We start from the raw sequence: 15,577 nt of genomic DNA, 5'->3' as shown, positions 1-15,577 counted from the left end.
TTCTGACTCAGCATCAGACATGCTGGAGTCACCCTCTCCTCCCCACTCCGCTGGAGCCTGCCCATGTCCGCAAGCGCTTCACGCACGTCCCCCGCCCCCCTCCCGTCCAGACGCTCCGTCCTCGCCGGCACGGGGGCCGGGGTGCTCGCCGCCGCCGTGCTGCCGTCCGGCGCGGCACGGGCCGACGGGGTCCAGACCGGGCCGCCGCTCGGTGAGTACGACGTGGTCGTGGTCGGTTCGGGGGCAGCCGGGATGACGGCCGCGCTCACCGCCGCGAAGCGCGGGCTGAGCGTCCTGGTGATCGAGAAGGCCCCCACCTTCGGCGGATCGGCCGCACGTTCCGGGGCCGGCATCTGGCTCCCGAACAATTCGGTGATCCTGGCCGCCGGGGTGCCCGACACCCCGCAGAAGGCGGCGACGTACCTGTCCGCCGTTGTCGGGCCCGAGGTTCCGGCCGACCGCCAGGCCGCGTTCCTCGCGAACGGCCCCCGCATGCTGGACTTCGTGATGGCCAACAGCCCGCTGCGGTTCCGCTTCATGGAGGGGTACAGCGACTACTACCCCAACCTTCCGGGCGGTCTGCCGAACGGCCGGTCCATCGAACCGGACCAGATCGACGGGAACATCCTGGGCACCGAACTGGCCCGCCTGAACCCGGCGTACATGCCGGTGCCGGCCGGGATGGTGGTCTTCAGCCAGGACTACAAGTGGCTGAACCTCGCGGCGGTGAGCGCCAGGGGCCTGGCCGTGTCCACCGAATGCCTGGCGCGCGGCACCAAGGCGGCGCTGCGCGGCGAGAAGCCTCTGACGATGGGTCAGGCCCTGGCGGCCGGGCTGCGGTCGGGGCTCCAGCGGGCCGGGGTACCGTTGTGGCTGAACAGTCCCCTGGTGGACCTGGTCCAGGAGGGCGGCGCCGTCACCGGCGTGGTGGTGGACAAGGAGGGCGTGCGGGGCGTCGTACGGGCCCGCAAGGGGGTGATCGTCGGCTCGGGCGGCTTCGAGCACAACGCGGCGATGCGGGTGCAGTACCAGCAGCAGCCGATCGGCACCCAGTGGTCGGTGGGCGCGAAGGAGAACACCGGCGACGGCATCCTGGCCGGTCAGCGGGCCGGGGCCGCGCTGGCGTTGATGGACGACGCGTGGTGGGGACCATCGATCCCGCTGCCCGGGGAACCGTACTTCTGTCTGGCCGAACGCACCCTGCCGGGCGGGCTGATCGTGAACGCGAACGGCACCCGGTTCGTCAACGAGGCGGCGCCGTACAGCGATGTGGTGCACGTGATGTACGAGAAGGACCGCGGCGCGACCGGTTCGCACATTCCGGCGTGGCTGATCGTGGATCAGCACTACCGCAACAAGTACCTGTTCAAGGACATCCTGCCGACGCTGCCCTTCCCGGACGCGTGGTACGAGGCGGGCGCGGCGAAGAAGGCGTGGACGTGGGACGCGCTGGCGGGCCAGATCGGCGTACCGGCGGGAGCGCTGCGGTCGACGCTGAGCCGGTTCAACGCGCAGGCGTGGAGCGGTACCGACTCCGACTTCCACCGGGGCGACACCGCGTACGACCACTACTACACGGATCCGAACGTGCTGCCGAACTCGTGCCTGGCGCCGGTCTGGGTGCCGCCGTTCCACGCGTTCAAGATCGTGCCGGGGGATCTCGGGACGAAGGGCGGCATCGTCACGGACGCGCGGGCCCGGGCCCTGCGGGCGGACGGCTCCGTGATCCGCGGCCTGTACGCGGCGGGCAACGCCAGTGCCGCGGTGATGGGCCACAGCTACGCGGGGGCCGGGTCGACGATCGGTCCCGCGATGACGTTCGGCTACGTGGCGGCGAACGACATCGCGGACGCGTGATCGGTCGGGACCGGCCGCGCGGGGTGGTACGGGCCCGCAGGCCGGTCCCGGTGACCCGGAGGGGTCAGCCCTGCTGGAAGAGCTCGGCGGGGAGCGGCTTCAGGAGGGCGTAGAGGTCATCGGTGATCGGGCGGTCCCAGCTGGCGATGGTGACCAGCACATTGTCGCTGCGGTCGAACTGGACGCAGGAGATGCGGGACTCCGAAAGCTTGATCTTCCGGACGATGAGGAGGTTGTCGCCCTGCATGACGGGGCAGTCCTCGACGCCCGTGACCTCGACGTCCTCGTCGTTCTCCAGCGCGTCGAGGAGCTGGGCCACCTCGAAGGGCACCTGGCCGTCGGCGAGGTCCCGGGCCGGGGAGCCCTCGGGGAGGTTTCCGATGATCATCGCGGGGCCGCGTCCGCCGAACAGGTCGTAGCGGAGGAAGACCCCCTGGCAGCTGCCGTCGGGCGCGGGCAGCAGCCCGGCCCCGAGATTGCCCGGCCAGTCCCCCGGGTCCATGGCCAGGACATCGAAGTCCGGGCCGGCGGGTGTGGCGGCGCGGTGGCGGCGGAGGAAGGACATGCGGCCATGGTACGTGGCCGCAGGAGTTTTACGGCCCGGGGGCCCCTCGTCCCGCCGCCGCGCGCGACCGGGCCCGTCAGACGGGCGGGACCAGGGTGAACCAGTGCGCCGGCAGGTCCGTGTCGCGCCCGTGACGTGCAGGGCGTGGGCGGGACGCGGCGCCAGAGGCAGAGGGCCAGGTCCGAGGCGGAGCCGGCGGCCTCGACGGTCACCGGCCCGGGGGACCCCGGCTCCAGCAGCACCTGGTCACCCGAGAAGAGGACGGTCCAGGATTCCGGGCCGTCCGTACGCCGGAAGCGGTACCTCTACCCCGCACCCGGCGGTGCCTGCTTCCAGGTGCGGCGGGCCGGTGCCATGACCTCGATGCTCCGGGTGACGGCGTCGACGGCGGCGGCCGGGTCGAGGGGGCCGGGGGCCCCGGTGGCGGATTCGGCGTCCCTCCGGTGGACGGCCGGCGGCGGTGTCATGAGCCGTTCGCGCAGCCCGTGCGCGAGGAAACGGTGCACTCCGCCGAGGTGCCGGACCAGGCCGGTGACCGTCCAGCCGGGGCGGGAGGGCGCCTGCGGCACCGGATCACCCCGGTCGTACGCGCGGCGGACCGCCTTCTCGAAGGTTGCCGCCTCGGACCGGAACAGGGGGATCCTGTCGCTGGGGTCCATGAGGTCGACCCTGCCCGCCCGGCGGCGGCCCCGATCACGTTGAGCTACGGGCGAACGCTTCCAGGGCGGCGCGCAGTCCGGACCTGTCGGTGCCGAGTTTGCGGCAGGCGGCGGACAGCACCCAGTCCGGGGACGCCGGCTCGGGCTCCTTCTCGGTGCGTACGGCGAGGTCGGCGGCCCGGATCTCCTCCTCGGTGACCCAGTCCGCCCGGGGCGGCGCGGGCGGCAGGGCGCCGCCCAGGCCCGTCAGGGTCTCGGTCGCCGCCTCCACCAGCCAGTCGGCGCCGCACTCCCGGGCCGTGACCAGCGCTGCCGTGAGCAGGTCCGCGTCGCGCAGCCCGTAGCCGAGTGCGGCCAGGGCGCGGGCCAGTTCGTAGCCGGCGGGTGAGGCCGAGAGCAGGGTGACCGCCTCCCGGAGGAGCTCGGTCCGGTCCTGTGGCGCGGCGACCTCCGCCGCCACCCGGAGGGCCTGGCCGATGGTGGAAGGGGCGCCGAAGGCCCTGGCGCGCCGGACCGCGTCGGCGGCGAGGGCTCGGGCGCGCTGCGGATCGTCCGCGGCGACGGCCCGCGCGAGGTGCAGCTGCCACGGGCACCAGGCCGGGTTCTGGATGCCGCGCGGGGTCAGCCGCCGGTCCACGGCCTCCAGTTCGGCGACGGCCTCCCGCACCTCGCCCCGGGCGAGCAGCAGTTCGGCGTAGACGGTCTGGGAGTCGGGGAAGACCACGGCGGCCGGGAAGGGGGCGCCGAACTCGTGCTCCTGTGCCAGCTCCCAGGCCTCGTCGACCCGGCCCCGGGCGATCAGGGTCGTGAGAAGGATCGCTATGGCGTACCAGTGCACGGGGGTGCGCCGGCCGACGCGTTCGGCGAGCCGCAGTCCGGACCGGGCCAGTTCCTCGGCCTCCACGAGCCGTCCGCGCCGGTAGCGGATGTAGGCGCGCAGACTGTAGGCGAAGGACAGGTGGGCGCCGCGCCAGCCCTGGCGCTCGAACTCGGCGGTGCCCTCCTCGAACAGTTCCTCCGCCCGCCCCGGCCGGTCGGCGTACATGTGGACCATGGCGGCCAGTACCGGGACCTCGAAGCCGCGGTCCTCGTGGGCCCAGCTGAAGGGCCGTTCCAGTACCCGGGCGGCGTGGTGCAGCACCACGTCCACCGGTTCGCCCCGCAGGCAGGCGTCCCAGGCGCGCAGGGCGATGACGTACCGCTCGGTGAGGTCGCGGCCCGTGAGGCGGTCGGCGAGCCGGGTGAGGCGCCGGGAACGGGCCGGGGAGTCGGTCTCGGCGGCGTTGAAGGCGTCCCACATGAACTGCTCGGACTGCAGGCGCAGCCGGGCCCGTACGTCCGGGGTCTGCGCGATCTCGCGGGCGAGTGACTCCGAGGCCTCGGCGAGGCGGTCGCTGTGCGCGAGGACCTGGGCGAGCCGGATGACGATGCCCTGGCGCAGGGCCGGGTCGTCGAAGGGCTCGGCGAGTGCCGCCCGGAGGTGGTTGACGGTGTTGGCGGGCTCGGTCAGCAGGGAGGCGCAGCCCAGTTCGTACAGTACGGCGGCGCGTTCGCCGAAGTCGGGTGGCTCGCGCAGGGCACGGGCGAGCTGGCGGCGGGCGGCGTCGGGGGCTCCGGCGCGGAGGTTCTCCGCGGCGGCCTCGCGCAGGGTGCGCACCACCCAGGGGTCGTTCTCGGGGTGAGTCTCCAGCAGGTGGCGGGCCGCGGCGGAGGAGCCGAGGCCCGCGTCGACGACGGCGGCCGCGGCCTTCCCATGCAGGGCGACGCGCAGCGCGTCGGGGATGGCGCGGTAGATGGCGGTGGCGATGAGGGGGTGGACGAACTCCAGCCCGGCCTCGGCCTCCTGGTTCGCCGTGGATCCGGCGGCGGACAGGATGCGGGCGTCCCGCAGGCGCGTGGTGGCGCTGACGGCCTCCTCGCTGCCGAGGGCGGCGACCCGGGCGGCTATGTCCTGCGGGATGGCGGTGCCGAGGACGGCGCAGGCCCAGGCGAAGCGGACGGTGGAGGGGCCGAGGCGTTCGAGGCGGGCGACGAGGCCGCTGCCGCGCTGTGCGGCGGCGAGGTCGGCCAGCTGGGCGGCGTTCTCCTCGACGGGCCGCAGTCCCCTGCCCCGGACCTTGGCGGTGAGTTCGACCGCTTCGAAGGGGTTGCCGGTGGTGACGGCCCAGGCTTCCTGGCAGAAGGCGTCGTCGGCGTGGTCTCCGAGGGCCTCGCGGACGAGGGCCGCCACGGCTGCCGGGGTGAGCGGGGCGAGGGGCAGCGGGCGCTGTCCCGCCCGGCCCGGCAGCGTGCGGAAGGCGTCGGCGTGCGCGGGCAGTTCGTCGGGGCGGTAGGCGACGACGAGGAGCAGCGGGAGGTGTTCGGCGCGCGGGGCGAAGGCGGCGAGCCAGCTCAGGGATTCGGGGTCGGCCCAGTGGGCGTCGTCGAGGACGAGGGTGACGGGGGCGCGTTTGACGACGAGGTGGGTGAGGACCCAGTCGAGGCCGTCACGCAGGCCCTGCGGGTCGGGCGGGGCGCCCTGTTCGGGGGCGCAGAGTCCGAGGGCGGGGCCGACGATGGAGTACCAGCTGCCGAGGGCGGCGCGCAGTTCCTGTTCGGAGTGGCCGGCCAGTTGCGGCTGGATGAGCTGGCGGGCGACGTGGAAGGGCTGGCTCTGCTCCTGTTCGCCGCCGCGGGCGGCGAGGACGGTGCAGGAGCGGGCGTGTGCGCGGCGGCGCAGCTCGGCGAGCAGCGTGGTCTTGCCGAGTCCGGCGGGCCCGGAGAAGGCCAGCAGCGCGCCGCCGGCGTCCGGGCCGGGACCGGTGAGCTGGTCCAGGGCCTCTTCGACGATGGCGAGTTCGGCTTCGCGTTCGACCATGGTGCGCCGTGTGCGCGTCCGGTGGTCCGTCATGGCTGGTACCCCCCAGGCCTGTTCTGGGAGATCAGCGTACGCCCGCGCACATCGCGGGGGATCCCACTGTCGGAAAGAATCCGATCTTCTTTTCCGACGGGGCTTCGGCCGGGATCCGGTGGGGTTCCGGCAGGGTCCCGACCAGGTTTCGAGGAGTGTTCGAGAGGGCCCTCAAGCCGATCGTTCCTGTCCGGAACGCACCGCCAGGTCTTCCAGGAGGGCCACGGCCTCGGCGGCCCTGTCCGCGGCCACGAAGAGGTGGTCGTGGTGGTGTCCGGCGATGACGTTGCAGCTCAGGCCGTGGGCGCCGAGTTCGGTGGCGAAGGCGGCGGTGAGGCCGACGGCGTCGAGGGCGGAATGGACGCGCAGGGTGATCCAGCCGGCCGTGTAGTCATAGGCGAGTCCGGCGGCGTCGGCGTCCTCCTGGCGCAGGACGAGGGTGAGGCCCTCGGGCTCCAGGACGGTGGCGACGGGCGCGGTACCGGCGGGGACGGCCCTGCCGGGTACGGTGCAGAAGACGTACGCCCCCTCGTTCAGCTCGGGGCGCATGCCGCTCAGCAGTTTCCGCAGGTCGCTCTCGCCGCTCATGCCGCTCATGCCGCTCATGCCGCTCATGCCGCTCATGCCGCTCATGCCGCTCATGCCGCCACCCTACCGACCGGCCGGGTCGGTCCAGGGTGCGCCGGAGGTACGCCGGCCGGCTCCCGCCGGGTCCACCGCCCCGGCGGGGGCGGGGCGGTGGCGTGCGGTCAGGTGAGGTCGAACTCCCCGCCCCGGGCGTTGCGTACGAACGTGTGCCACTCGTCCGGCGAGAAGATCAGGGAAGGGCTCTCGGGGCGCTCGCTGTTGCGCATCGCGATGAAGCCCTCGACGAAGGCGATCTGGACGTCACCCGCTCCCCGGCTGCTCGACTGCCAGTCCGCCCCCGTGAGATCGAGGTCCGGCTTCCCCCAGCCGGCGAGGGGTTGTGAAGTCATGCTCTCGGCCACGTGCGTGCTCCTCCCGGTACGTCGTCCGGGGGCCAGGTTAGCCATCGCGGCGGGTGCCGCACAGGCCACGGTGAGTCACTCGTGACCGGTCCGGCACCCGGGCGGGACGGACGGCTGCGTTCAGCCGGTCGGTTCCTGCGCCCCCACCAGCCACATCGCGAAGAACTGCGCGCCGCCGCCGTACGCGTGCCCCATGGCCCGGCGGGCACCCGGGACCTGGTGTTCCCCGGCCTGGCCGCGTACCTGCAGGGCGGCCTCCGCGAAGCGGATCATGCCGGACGCGCCGATCGGGTTGGTGGACAGCACGCCGCCGGACGGGTTGACCGGAAGGTCGCCGTCGAGCTCGGTGACGCCGGCCTCGGTGAGCTTCCAGCCCTCGCCCTCCTCGGCGAAGCCCAGGTTCTCCAGCCACATCGGCTCGTACCAGGAGAACGGCACATACATCTCGACCGCGTCGATCTCCCGGCGCGGGTCGGTGATCCCGGCCTGCCGGTAGACGTCGGCCGCGCAGTCCCTGCCGGCCTGCGGCGAGACGAAGTCCTTGCCGGCGAAGAGGGTGGGTTCGCTGCGCATCGCCCCGCCGTGCACCCAGGCGGGCGGCTTCGGCGAACGGGCCGCGCCCGCCCGGCCGGTGAGGACCATGGCGCACGCGCCGTCGGAGGACGGGCAGGTCTCGGAGTACCGGATCGGGTCCCACAGCATCGGCGATGCCTGGACCTTCTCCAGGGTGATGTCGTGCTCGTGCAGGTGCGCGTATGGATTCTTCAGCGCGTTGCGCCGGTCCTTGTACGCCACGAGCGAGCCGACCGCGTCCGGCGCGCCGGTGCGCCGCATGTACGCGCGCACGTGCGGGGCGAAGAAGCCGCCGGCGCCGGCGAGCAGGGGCTGCTGGAAGGGGACGGGGAGCGAGAGCCCCCACATGGCGTTCGATTCGGACTGCTTCTCGAAGGCGAGGGTGAGGACCGTGCGGTGGACGCGGGCGGCGACGAGGTTGGCGGCGACGAGCGCGGTGGACCCGCCGACCGAACCGGCCGTGTGCACGCGCAGCATCGGCTTGCCGACGGCGCCGAGCGCGTCCGCCAGGTACAGCTCCGGCATCATCACCCCCTCGAAGAAGTCGGGGGCCTTGCCGATGACGACCGCGTCGATGTCGGCCCAGGTCAGCTCGGCGTCGGCGAGGGCGCGCACGGCGGCCTCGCGGACCAGGCCGGCGATGGAGACGTCGTGGCGGGCCGCCACGTGCTTGGTCTGGCCGATGCCGACGACGGCGACGGGCTCTTTGTTCACCTTGGGTCCCCTTCCAGGACGGCGACCAGGTTCTGCTGGAGGCAGGGGCCGGAGGTGGCGTGGGCGACGGCCCGGTCGGATGCGCCCCGGTGGATGCGCGCGGCCGCCTCGCCGATGCGGATCAGGCCGGCGGCCATCATCGGGTTGGCGGCGAGCGCCCCGCCGGACGGATTGACGGCAACGGCGCCGAAGCCGCTGTCTGTGCCGGAGCCGCTGTCTGTGCCGCTGCCGCCGAGCCCGAGGGCCTTGCGGAGCACCACCTCCTGGGAGGAGAACGGCGCGTGCAGTTCCGCCGTGTCCACCGGGGCGTCGAAGACGCCGGCGTGCTGGGCGGCGATCCGGGTGGACGCCGAATCGGTGAGGTCACGCAGACCCGGGCCGTGCGCCTCGATGCGGTGGTCGATGCCGGTGATCCAGGCGGGGCGTTCGCACAGCTGCCGCGCGAGGTCGCCGGCGGCGAGGACCACGGCGGCCGCGCCGTCGCCGACGGGCGGGCAGTCCCCGGTCCGCAGGGGCCGCACCTGGTAGTCGCCCTGCGGGACGGCGCCGCGCAGCTGGGCGTGCGGGTTGGCTGCGGCGTCGGCCCGGCTGCGCGCCGCGATGGCCGCCAGGGCGGACTCGTCGGTCTCGCCCGCGTCGACGAGGGCCTGGGCCTGGAGGGCGGCCAGGGCCACCGCGTCGGGCCAGAGCGGGGCGAGGTAGTACGGGTCGAGCTGGCGGGTGAGGACGTCACGCAGAGAGCCGGGCGAGGACTTCCCGTACGAGTAGACGAGCGCGGTGTCCGCCTCGCCGGTCTGGATCTTGACCCAGGCCTCGTAGAGGGCCCAGGCGCCGTCCATCTCGACGTGGGACTCGGAGATCGGCGGCCAGGCGCCGACCCCGTCGAGGGTCATGGTGAAGGAGAAGGCTCGGCCGGCCAGGTAGTCGCTGGATCCGGAACAGGTGAAGCCGATCTCCCCGGCCTTCAGTCCGGTGGCGGCCAGCACCTCGTGGAGGACCGGCATGACCATCTCGACCTCGCTGAGCTCGTCGGTGCGGCGCAGGTGGTCGCTCTGCGCGAAGGCGACGACGGCCACGTCGCGCGCGTACCTGCTCGTCCTGGGCCCGGTCATCAGATGAGCTCCTTGTACGCCTCGTAGTCCGCGTCCGGCTCGCCGGTGGGGCGGTAGTGGTCGGGGTAGCGGCCGCCCTCGGTCCAGACGGGCTCGACGCGCAGGCCCATGCGGACCTGGTCGTACGGGATGCCGCCGATCCGGCCGTGGAGGGCGAGGCCGGCGCCGTCGAGGGCGATGTGGGCGTAGACGTAGGGAACGTCGATGTCGAGGTTCTTGGCCTTTATGTTGACGATGCAGAAGGTGGTGACCGTGCCGGCCGGACCGACCTCGACCCGGTCGGTGGTGGCGACCCCGCAGGTGGGGCAGGCGCCGCGCGGCGGGACGTACACCTTGTGGCAGGAGGGGCAGCGCTCGCCGACAATCCGCCGCTGGGAGAGGGCGTTGATGTAGGCGGTCTGGGCCCGGCCGGGGCTGTAGACGTAGTCGAGGCGGGCCTCGGCGACGATGCCGGTGACGGCGTCCTGGAAGACGCCGTCGTGGGGGGTGGCCCCGGTCGCGGCGGCGGGGGTTTCGTCCGGTTCGAAGCAGGCGATGTCGGTGATGGCGCCGGTGCGTTCGGCGGCCCAGCGGACGCGGACGCGCAGGCCGGTGTGCACGGCGTCGGGGCCGGGGGCGTCGAGGGCGTGCAGGAGGGCGGTGTCCGCGCCGTCGAGCTTGACCAGGACCCAGGCGAAGGGGGTGCCGAGGGGCTGGTTCGGGCGGGGCCGGTCGTTCCAGGCCCAGGTGGTGACGGTGCCGGTGGCGGCGACCTCGACGAGTTCGCGGACCTCCTCGGAGGTGACGGGGTCGTACTCGACGGGTGGAACCACCACCCTGCCGTCGGAGGCCTTCACGCCGAGCACGACGCGCTCGCGCAGGCCGGTGAGGAACGCGCCCTGAACCGGTCCGAGGGACCGGGTGAAGGGGAACTCGACGACGAGAGGCGCGCGGAGCACCTCCGGTGGGGAGGCTGCTGTCATGGTGACTCTCCGATGCGATTGATTACGGGTACGGCAAAAGCCAGCCCCGCCGGCGTTTGAGGCGCGGGGGTCCGGGGGCGGAGCCCCCGGCAGCGGCGCCGCACCCGGGCAAGGACACGGGCACGGCCATGGGTCGCCACGGGCCCGGGCCCGGCCGGGCCCGAGCTACTCCCGCCGGTACACCGCGGGCCGCTTCTCGGCAAAGGCCCGCGCCCCCTCCTTCGCGTCCGCCGTGTCGAAGACCGGCCAGCCGCGCAGGAGTTCGGAGGCCAGGCCCTCCGCCTCCGTCAGCCCGGCGGTCTCGTAGACCGACGCCTTGACCGCCTCGACCGCCAGCGGCCCGCACGCGTTGATCCGCTCGGCGATCTCCAGGGCCGCCTCGAGCGCCGTACCGTCGGGGACGACCCGCCCGACGAGCCCGATCCGCGCGGCCTCCCCGGCCGAGTACGGGCGCCCGGTCAGCAGCATCTCCAGCGCGTGCGTGCGCGGGATCTGCCGGGGCAGCCGCACCGTGGAGCCGCCGATCGGGAAGAGTCCCCGTTTGACCTCGAAGAGGCCGAAGGTGGCGCTCTCGGCCGCCACCCGGATGTCGGTGCCCTGGAGGATCTCGGTGCCCCCGGCCACGCAGTAGCCCTCCACCGCCGCGATCACCGGCTTGCGCGGCCGATGGTGCCGGAGCATCGCCTTCCAGTGCAGGTCGGGGTCGGCCTTGAGACGGTCCCGGTACTGGTCGCCGGCCATGCCCTTGCCGGCCAGTGCCTTGAGGTCCATGCCGGCGCAGAAGTCGCCGCCCGCACCGGTCAGGACCACGGAGCGGATCTCGTGGTCGGCGTCCGCCTCCAGCCAGCCGTCGTACAGCCCCACCAGCAGTGGCAGCGAGAGCGCGTTCTTCGCCTCGGGCCTGTTCATGGTGAGCACCAGCGTGGCGCCGCGGCGTTCCACGGTCAGGTGTTCCGTCCCACCCATTGCCGTCCTCCCGTCTCAAGACCTAGAACAGGTTGCAGTAGGGGAGGGTGCAGTTCAATAGTTTTCTGACACTCAGTCAGATTTCTTGGACGGTTCCCTTCCCAGTTGCCGGCCACGGCGCTCTAATGACCGCCTGAGCAGCCGGCCACGGGGGCCAGTCGTCGGGAACAACGGGGTTCAGGAGGAACGGTGGAGTACAACCTTGCCGACCTGTTCGAGTCGGTCGTGGACGTGGTCCCGGACCGCGAGGCCCTCGTGTACGTGGACCACCCCGGGACCGGCGCCGAGCGCCGCCTCACGTACGCGGAACTGGACGCGGCGGCGAACCGGATCGCACACCACCTGCTGGACAGCGGTCTGACGGCCGGCGAGCACCTGGGGCTGCACCTCTACAACGGGATCGAGTACCTCCAGACCGTCCTGGCCTGCCTGAAGGCCCGGCTGGTCCCGGTGAACGTCAACTACCGGTACGTGGAGGAGGAACTGGTCTACCTCTACAACGACGCCGACCTCGCCGCGCTCGTCTTCGAGGGCGAGTTCACCGGGCGGGTGGCGGCCGCGCTGCCGAAGACGCCGCAGCTGCGGCACCTGATCCGGGTCGGCGAGACCCCAGAGGGGGCTCCGGAGCCGTCGATCGCGCCGGTCGCGTACCCGGACGCGGAGGCGGCCGGCTCGCCCGCGCGCGGGTTCCCGCCGCGCAGCGCCGACGACCTGTTCATCATCTACACCGGCGGCACCACGGGCATGCCCAAGGGCGTGATGTGGCGGGCGGAGGACCTCTTCTTCGCGGGGCTCTTCGGCGGTGAGCCCTCGGGCGAGCCGGTGAAACGGCCGGAGGAGCTGGCCGAGCGGGTGGCGGCGCGCGGCGCCGGGCTCACCTTCTTCCCCGCGCCCCCGCTGATGCACGGGACGTCGACACTGACCTCGTTCATCGCCTTCAACTACGGCCAGCGGGTGGTCATCCACCGCAAGTACGCCCCCGAGGAGGTGCTGCGCACGATCGAGAAGGAGAAGGTGTCGAGCGTGTCGCTGGTCGGCGACGCGATGCTCAGGCCGCTCATCGACGCCCTGAACGGTCCGCTGCGGGGCACGGACCTGTCCTCGCTGTTCAGCGTCTCCTCGTCCGGGGCGATCATGTCCGAGACGGTGCGCGCCGAGTTCCAGCGTCTGGTGCCGAACGTCCTGCTCCTGAACAACTTCGGGTCCTCCGAGTCCGGCTCCAACGGCCGCGCGACGGACGACTCGGGCCCGGAGAAGGGCTTCCGCCTGGAGGTCAACGACCGTACGCAGGTGGTGGATCCGGTGACGCACGAGCCGGTGGCGGTCGGCGAGCCGGGGCGCCTGGCGCAGCGCGGCCACGTACCGCTCGGCTACTACAACGACCCGGAGAAAACCGCCGACACCTTCTTCCAGAAGGGCGGGGAGCGGTGGGTGCTGCTCGGTGACATGGCGACCGTCGACGAGCAGGGCATCGTGACGGTCCTCGGGCGCGGCTCGCAGTGCATCAACACGGGCGGCGAGAAGGTCTATCCGGAAGAGGTCGAGCAGGCGCTGAAGTCGCACCCCGACGTGTACGACGCCCTGGTGGCGGGGGTCTCCGACGCGACCTGGGGCAGCCATGTGGCCGCGGTGGTCCAGGTACGGCCGGGAGCCGCTGCGCCGACGCTGGACGAGATCCAGAGCCACTGCCGCACCAGGCTCGCGGGCTACAAGATTCCGCGGCAGCTGGTCATCACGCCGGCCATACAGCGTTCTCCGAGCGGCAAGGCGGACTACCGCTGGGCGAAGACGGTCGCGACGGAGGCGGACACCGGCAGCACGAGCTGAGGGAACCGGCGGGTGCGGGTCGGGGCTCCGCACCACGTGCGGCGCCCCCGACCGCGCCCGTCACCCGCGCCCGGGGCGCGCCTGTCGCCCGGGTCAGGCTCCGGTGGCCAGGAAGCGCTCGACGCGCTCCGCGAAGCCGGCGGGGTCGTCCAGCCACGGGAAGTGCGCGGCGCCCGGCCGGACGTCGAGGATCCCGGCGGGGAACGCCGCCGCGATCCTCTCGGCGAGGCCGGGCGGCGGATTGCCGTCCAGTGCGCCCACCAGCACCAGCACCTCCCCGGAGAGCTGGCGCAGGGCCTCCCGCACCGCGGCCGGGTCACACGCGCCGGGGCCCGCGTAGGCCGCGGCCGCCTTCTCGTTCTGCTCGTGCTCGCCCGCGGCGTCGTGCGCCTGCGCGACGTCGTCCCAGCGGCCGTAGAAGAGGGGCGCCGCGCGGTCCCACTCCTCGTCCGTGGCGGCCCCGCCGAGGATGCGGCGGTATGCCGCAAGGGCCGTGTCGTACGGCTCGGTCCCGGCCCTGAGGCGGGCCGCCGCCAGCCGGTCCTCCGCGGTACTCACCAGGTCCAGCACCCATGCGGTGGGGGTGACCAGGACGGTCCGGCCCAGCCGCTGCGGATGCGCGGCCGCATACAGCATCGCGAGGTTGCCGGCCGCCGAGTGGGCCAGCACGTCCATGCGTTCCAGGCCCAGGTGGACGCGGAGCGCCTCGACGTCGGCGACCTGGTGGTCCACGCGGTACGTCGACTCGTCGGCCGGCACCGCGGAGTCGCCGGTGCCGCGCAGGTCGAGGAGGATCAGAGTGCGCCCGGCGGCCAGTCCACCGAGGTCGCCCAGGTAGCGCGAGGCGCGCATGGCGCCGCCCGGGAGGCAGACCAGCGGCGGCCCTTCGCCCAGGGTGCGGTAGGCCAGTTCGGTTCCGTCGTACGTGGTGAAGATCGGCATGGAGGCCATCAGACCAGACGATCACTCGTTCGAGTCATTGATTTAACCTGCGGAGTCCTGGCAATCTACCGAATGATCGGTCGGGTTCTCGGGGGCCCACTCACGATGAGGTGACGACATGGCGGTGCGGGCGGGATTCCACGACGAGGCCGAGCGGCTGGACCACGACGAGCTGGCCGCCCTCCAGCTCAGACGACTGCGGGAGACCTTGCACCGCGCGTACGAGCGGGTGCCGTTCCACCGGCAGGCGTTCGACAAGGCGGGGGTGCATCCCGACGACTGCCGCTCCCTGGCCGATCTCGCCCTGTTCCCCCTGACCACCAAGGCCGATCTGCGCGACCAGTACCCCTTCGGGATGTTCGCGGTGCCGCGTTCCGAGGTGCGCCGCATCCACGCCTCCAGCGGCACCACCGGGCGGCCGACCGTCGTGGGCTACACCGAGCGGGATCTCTCCACCTGGGCCGGTGTCGTGGCCCGTTCGATACGGGCGGCGGGCGGCCGGCCGGGCCAGATCGTCCACATCGCCTACGGCTACGGCCTGTTCACGGGCGGGCTGGGCGCGCACTACGGCGCCGAACGCCTCGGCTGTACGGTCGTGCCCGCCTCGGGCGGGATGACGGACCGCCAGGTCCGGCTCATCGAGGACTTCCGGCCGGAGGTCATCATGGTGACCCCGTCCTACATGCTGACCCTGCTGGACGAGATGGAGCGTCAGGGCATCGACCCGCGCACCACCTCGCTGCGGACGGGGATCTTCGGCGCGGAGCCGTGGACCGAGGAGATGCGCCGCGAGATCGAGGAGCGCCTCGACATGGACGCGGTGGACATCTACGGCCTGTCCGAGGTCATCGGGCCGGGCGTGGCGCAGGAGTGCGTCGAGACCAAGGACGGGCTGCACATCTGGGAGGACCACTTCTATCCGGAGGTGGTGGATCCGCTGACGGGTGCGGTGCTGCCGGAGGGTGAGCTCGGGGAGCTGGTGTTCACCTCCCTCACCAAGGAGGCCATGCCGGTCATCCGCTACCGCACCCGGGACCTGACGCGACTGCTCCCCGGCACGGCACGGCCGGCCTTCCGCCGGATGGAGAAGGTCACGGGCCGCAGCGACGACATGATCATCCTGCGTGGGGTGAATCTGTACCCGACCCAGATCGAGGAGATCCTGCTGCGGACGCCGGGGCTCGCGCCCCACTTCCAGCTGAGACTGGCCCGGGAGGGCCGGATGGACACCCTGACGGTCCGGGTCGAGGCGCGCCGGGAGTCGGACACCGCCCTGCGGGAAAGTGCGGCGACGGCCTTGGTCCAGGCGGTCAAGGCGGGGATCGGGGTGTCCGTCCGGGTCGAGGTGGTCGACCCGGAGACGCTGGAACGCTCGGTGGGCAAGATCAAAAGACTCGTCGATCTGCGCACCGCCGACCGGCCCCCGGCCCCCTGACGCGGACTTCCGCAGGTCACAGGGCTGTCACAAGGGCCCCGCAGGCGCCCGGCTCCGGCCGGCACGGCGCGATGCGTCCACACCGC

The 15,577-nt window shown here is 72.8% G+C and carries 13 protein-coding genes; 3 read left to right on the top strand and 10 right to left on the bottom strand.

Features of this window, described 5'->3' with window-relative positions:
* The first annotated feature begins 63 nt into the window (after nt 1–63).
* Nucleotides 64–1,857, top strand: coding sequence for a 3-oxosteroid 1-dehydrogenase (kstD, locus tag AAT21_RS19870; protein WP_046778127.1), 1,794 nt, complete (start codon nt 64–66; stop codon nt 1,855–1,857).
* A 64-nt stretch (nt 1,858–1,921) separates the two neighbouring features.
* Here the strand turns inward: kstD and AAT21_RS19865 are convergent, their stop codons facing one another.
* The 9 genes from AAT21_RS19865 to AAT21_RS19825 all read right to left on the bottom strand — a co-directional run bounded on the left by AAT21_RS19865 (nt 1,922) and on the right by AAT21_RS19825 (nt 11,287).
* Nucleotides 1,922–2,422 (bottom strand): hypothetical protein, encoded by a 501-nt coding sequence (locus AAT21_RS19865; protein WP_030960903.1) that lies wholly within the window; start codon nt 2,420–2,422, stop codon nt 1,922–1,924.
* Between the two features lie 305 nt (nt 2,423–2,727).
* Nucleotides 2,728–3,081, bottom strand: a complete 354-nt coding sequence (locus tag AAT21_RS19860; RefSeq protein WP_046778126.1) for a maleylpyruvate isomerase N-terminal domain-containing protein — start codon at nt 3,079–3,081, stop codon at nt 2,728–2,730.
* Nucleotides 3,082–3,115: 34 nt separating this feature from the next.
* Entirely contained in the window at nt 3,116–5,938 is a 2,823-nt protein-coding gene (locus AAT21_RS19855) for an ATP-binding protein (RefSeq protein ID WP_235438946.1), read from the bottom strand.
* A 204-nt stretch (nt 5,939–6,142) separates the two neighbouring features.
* Nucleotides 6,143–6,559, bottom strand: coding sequence for an ACT domain-containing protein (locus AAT21_RS19850; protein ID WP_046778529.1), 417 nt, complete (start codon nt 6,557–6,559; stop codon nt 6,143–6,145).
* Between the two features lie 161 nt (nt 6,560–6,720).
* Nucleotides 6,721–6,948, bottom strand: a complete 228-nt coding sequence (locus AAT21_RS19845) for a DUF397 domain-containing protein (protein WP_373024377.1) — start codon at nt 6,946–6,948, stop codon at nt 6,721–6,723.
* Nucleotides 6,949–7,080: 132 nt separating this feature from the next.
* Nucleotides 7,081–8,247, bottom strand: coding sequence for a thiolase domain-containing protein (locus AAT21_RS19840; RefSeq protein ID WP_046778123.1), 1,167 nt, complete (start codon nt 8,245–8,247; stop codon nt 7,081–7,083).
* Nucleotides 8,244–9,359, bottom strand: a complete 1,116-nt coding sequence (locus AAT21_RS19835) for a thiolase domain-containing protein (RefSeq protein ID WP_046778122.1) — start codon at nt 9,357–9,359, stop codon at nt 8,244–8,246. The genes AAT21_RS19840 and AAT21_RS19835 overlap by 4 nt, the downstream gene beginning before the upstream one ends.
* Complete coding sequence (locus AAT21_RS19830) at nt 9,359–10,321, bottom strand: Zn-ribbon domain-containing OB-fold protein (protein ID WP_046778121.1); 963 nt, start codon at nt 10,319–10,321, stop codon at nt 9,359–9,361. Before AAT21_RS19830 ends, AAT21_RS19835 begins: the two co-directional genes overlap by 1 nt.
* Before the next feature lie 165 nt (nt 10,322–10,486).
* On the bottom strand, nt 10,487–11,287 hold the full coding sequence (locus tag AAT21_RS19825) for a crotonase/enoyl-CoA hydratase family protein (protein WP_046778120.1): 801 nt from the start codon (nt 11,285–11,287) through the stop codon (nt 10,487–10,489).
* Nucleotides 11,288–11,476: 189 nt separating this feature from the next.
* On the opposite strand from AAT21_RS19825, the gene AAT21_RS19820 reads away from it, so the two are divergent.
* Entirely contained in the window at nt 11,477–13,114 is a 1,638-nt protein-coding gene (locus tag AAT21_RS19820) for an acyl-CoA synthetase (protein ID WP_046778119.1), read from the top strand.
* Between the two features lie 93 nt (nt 13,115–13,207).
* Here the strand turns inward: AAT21_RS19820 and AAT21_RS19815 are convergent, their stop codons facing one another.
* Complete coding sequence (locus tag AAT21_RS19815) at nt 13,208–14,056, bottom strand: alpha/beta fold hydrolase (protein ID WP_046778528.1); 849 nt, start codon at nt 14,054–14,056, stop codon at nt 13,208–13,210.
* A 118-nt stretch (nt 14,057–14,174) separates the two neighbouring features.
* Between AAT21_RS19815 and paaK the strand changes: the two genes are divergently transcribed.
* The gene (paaK, locus tag AAT21_RS19810; RefSeq protein ID WP_046778118.1) at nt 14,175–15,491 is read left to right on the top strand and encodes a phenylacetate--CoA ligase PaaK; all 1,317 of its coding nucleotides are present in this window, start codon (nt 14,175–14,177) and stop codon (nt 15,489–15,491) included.
* Nucleotides 15,492–15,577 lie beyond the last annotated feature (86 nt).

Origin of the sequence: Streptomyces yangpuensis, from assembly GCF_001005295.1 — a bacterium.
Classification (GTDB): domain Bacteria; phylum Actinomycetota; class Actinomycetes; order Streptomycetales; family Streptomycetaceae; genus Streptomyces; species Streptomyces yangpuensis.
Note: the sequence above shows the minus strand (reverse complement) of the source record. Positions and strands in the feature narration are given on the sequence as shown.

Bases quoted from the DNA above. Each gene is read 5' to 3' on its own strand.
- AAT21_RS19865 (WP_030960903.1), bottom strand. From the start codon at position 2,422: ATGTCCTTCCTCCGCCGCCACCGCGCCGCCACACCCGCCGGCCCGGAC.
- paaK (WP_046778118.1), top strand. From the start codon at position 14,175: ATGGCGGTGCGGGCGGGATTCCACGACGAGGCCGAGCGGCTGGACCAC.
- AAT21_RS19825 (WP_046778120.1), bottom strand. From the start codon at position 11,287: ATGGGTGGGACGGAACACCTGACCGTGGAACGCCGCGGCGCCACGCTG.
- kstD (WP_046778127.1), top strand. From the start codon at position 64: ATGTCCGCAAGCGCTTCACGCACGTCCCCCGCCCCCCTCCCGTCCAGA.
- AAT21_RS19830 (WP_046778121.1), bottom strand. From the start codon at position 10,321: ATGACAGCAGCCTCCCCACCGGAGGTGCTCCGCGCGCCTCTCGTCGTC.
- AAT21_RS19855 (WP_235438946.1), bottom strand. From the start codon at position 5,938: ATGGTCGAACGCGAAGCCGAACTCGCCATCGTCGAAGAGGCCCTGGAC.
- AAT21_RS19845 (WP_373024377.1), bottom strand. From the start codon at position 6,948: ATGACTTCACAACCCCTCGCCGGCTGGGGGAAGCCGGACCTCGATCTC.
- AAT21_RS19860 (WP_046778126.1), bottom strand. From the start codon at position 3,081: ATGGACCCCAGCGACAGGATCCCCCTGTTCCGGTCCGAGGCGGCAACC.
- AAT21_RS19815 (WP_046778528.1), bottom strand. From the start codon at position 14,056: ATGCCGATCTTCACCACGTACGACGGAACCGAACTGGCCTACCGCACC.
- AAT21_RS19850 (WP_046778529.1), bottom strand. From the start codon at position 6,559: ATGAGCGGCGAGAGCGACCTGCGGAAACTGCTGAGCGGCATGCGCCCC.
- AAT21_RS19835 (WP_046778122.1), bottom strand. From the start codon at position 9,359: ATGACCGGGCCCAGGACGAGCAGGTACGCGCGCGACGTGGCCGTCGTC.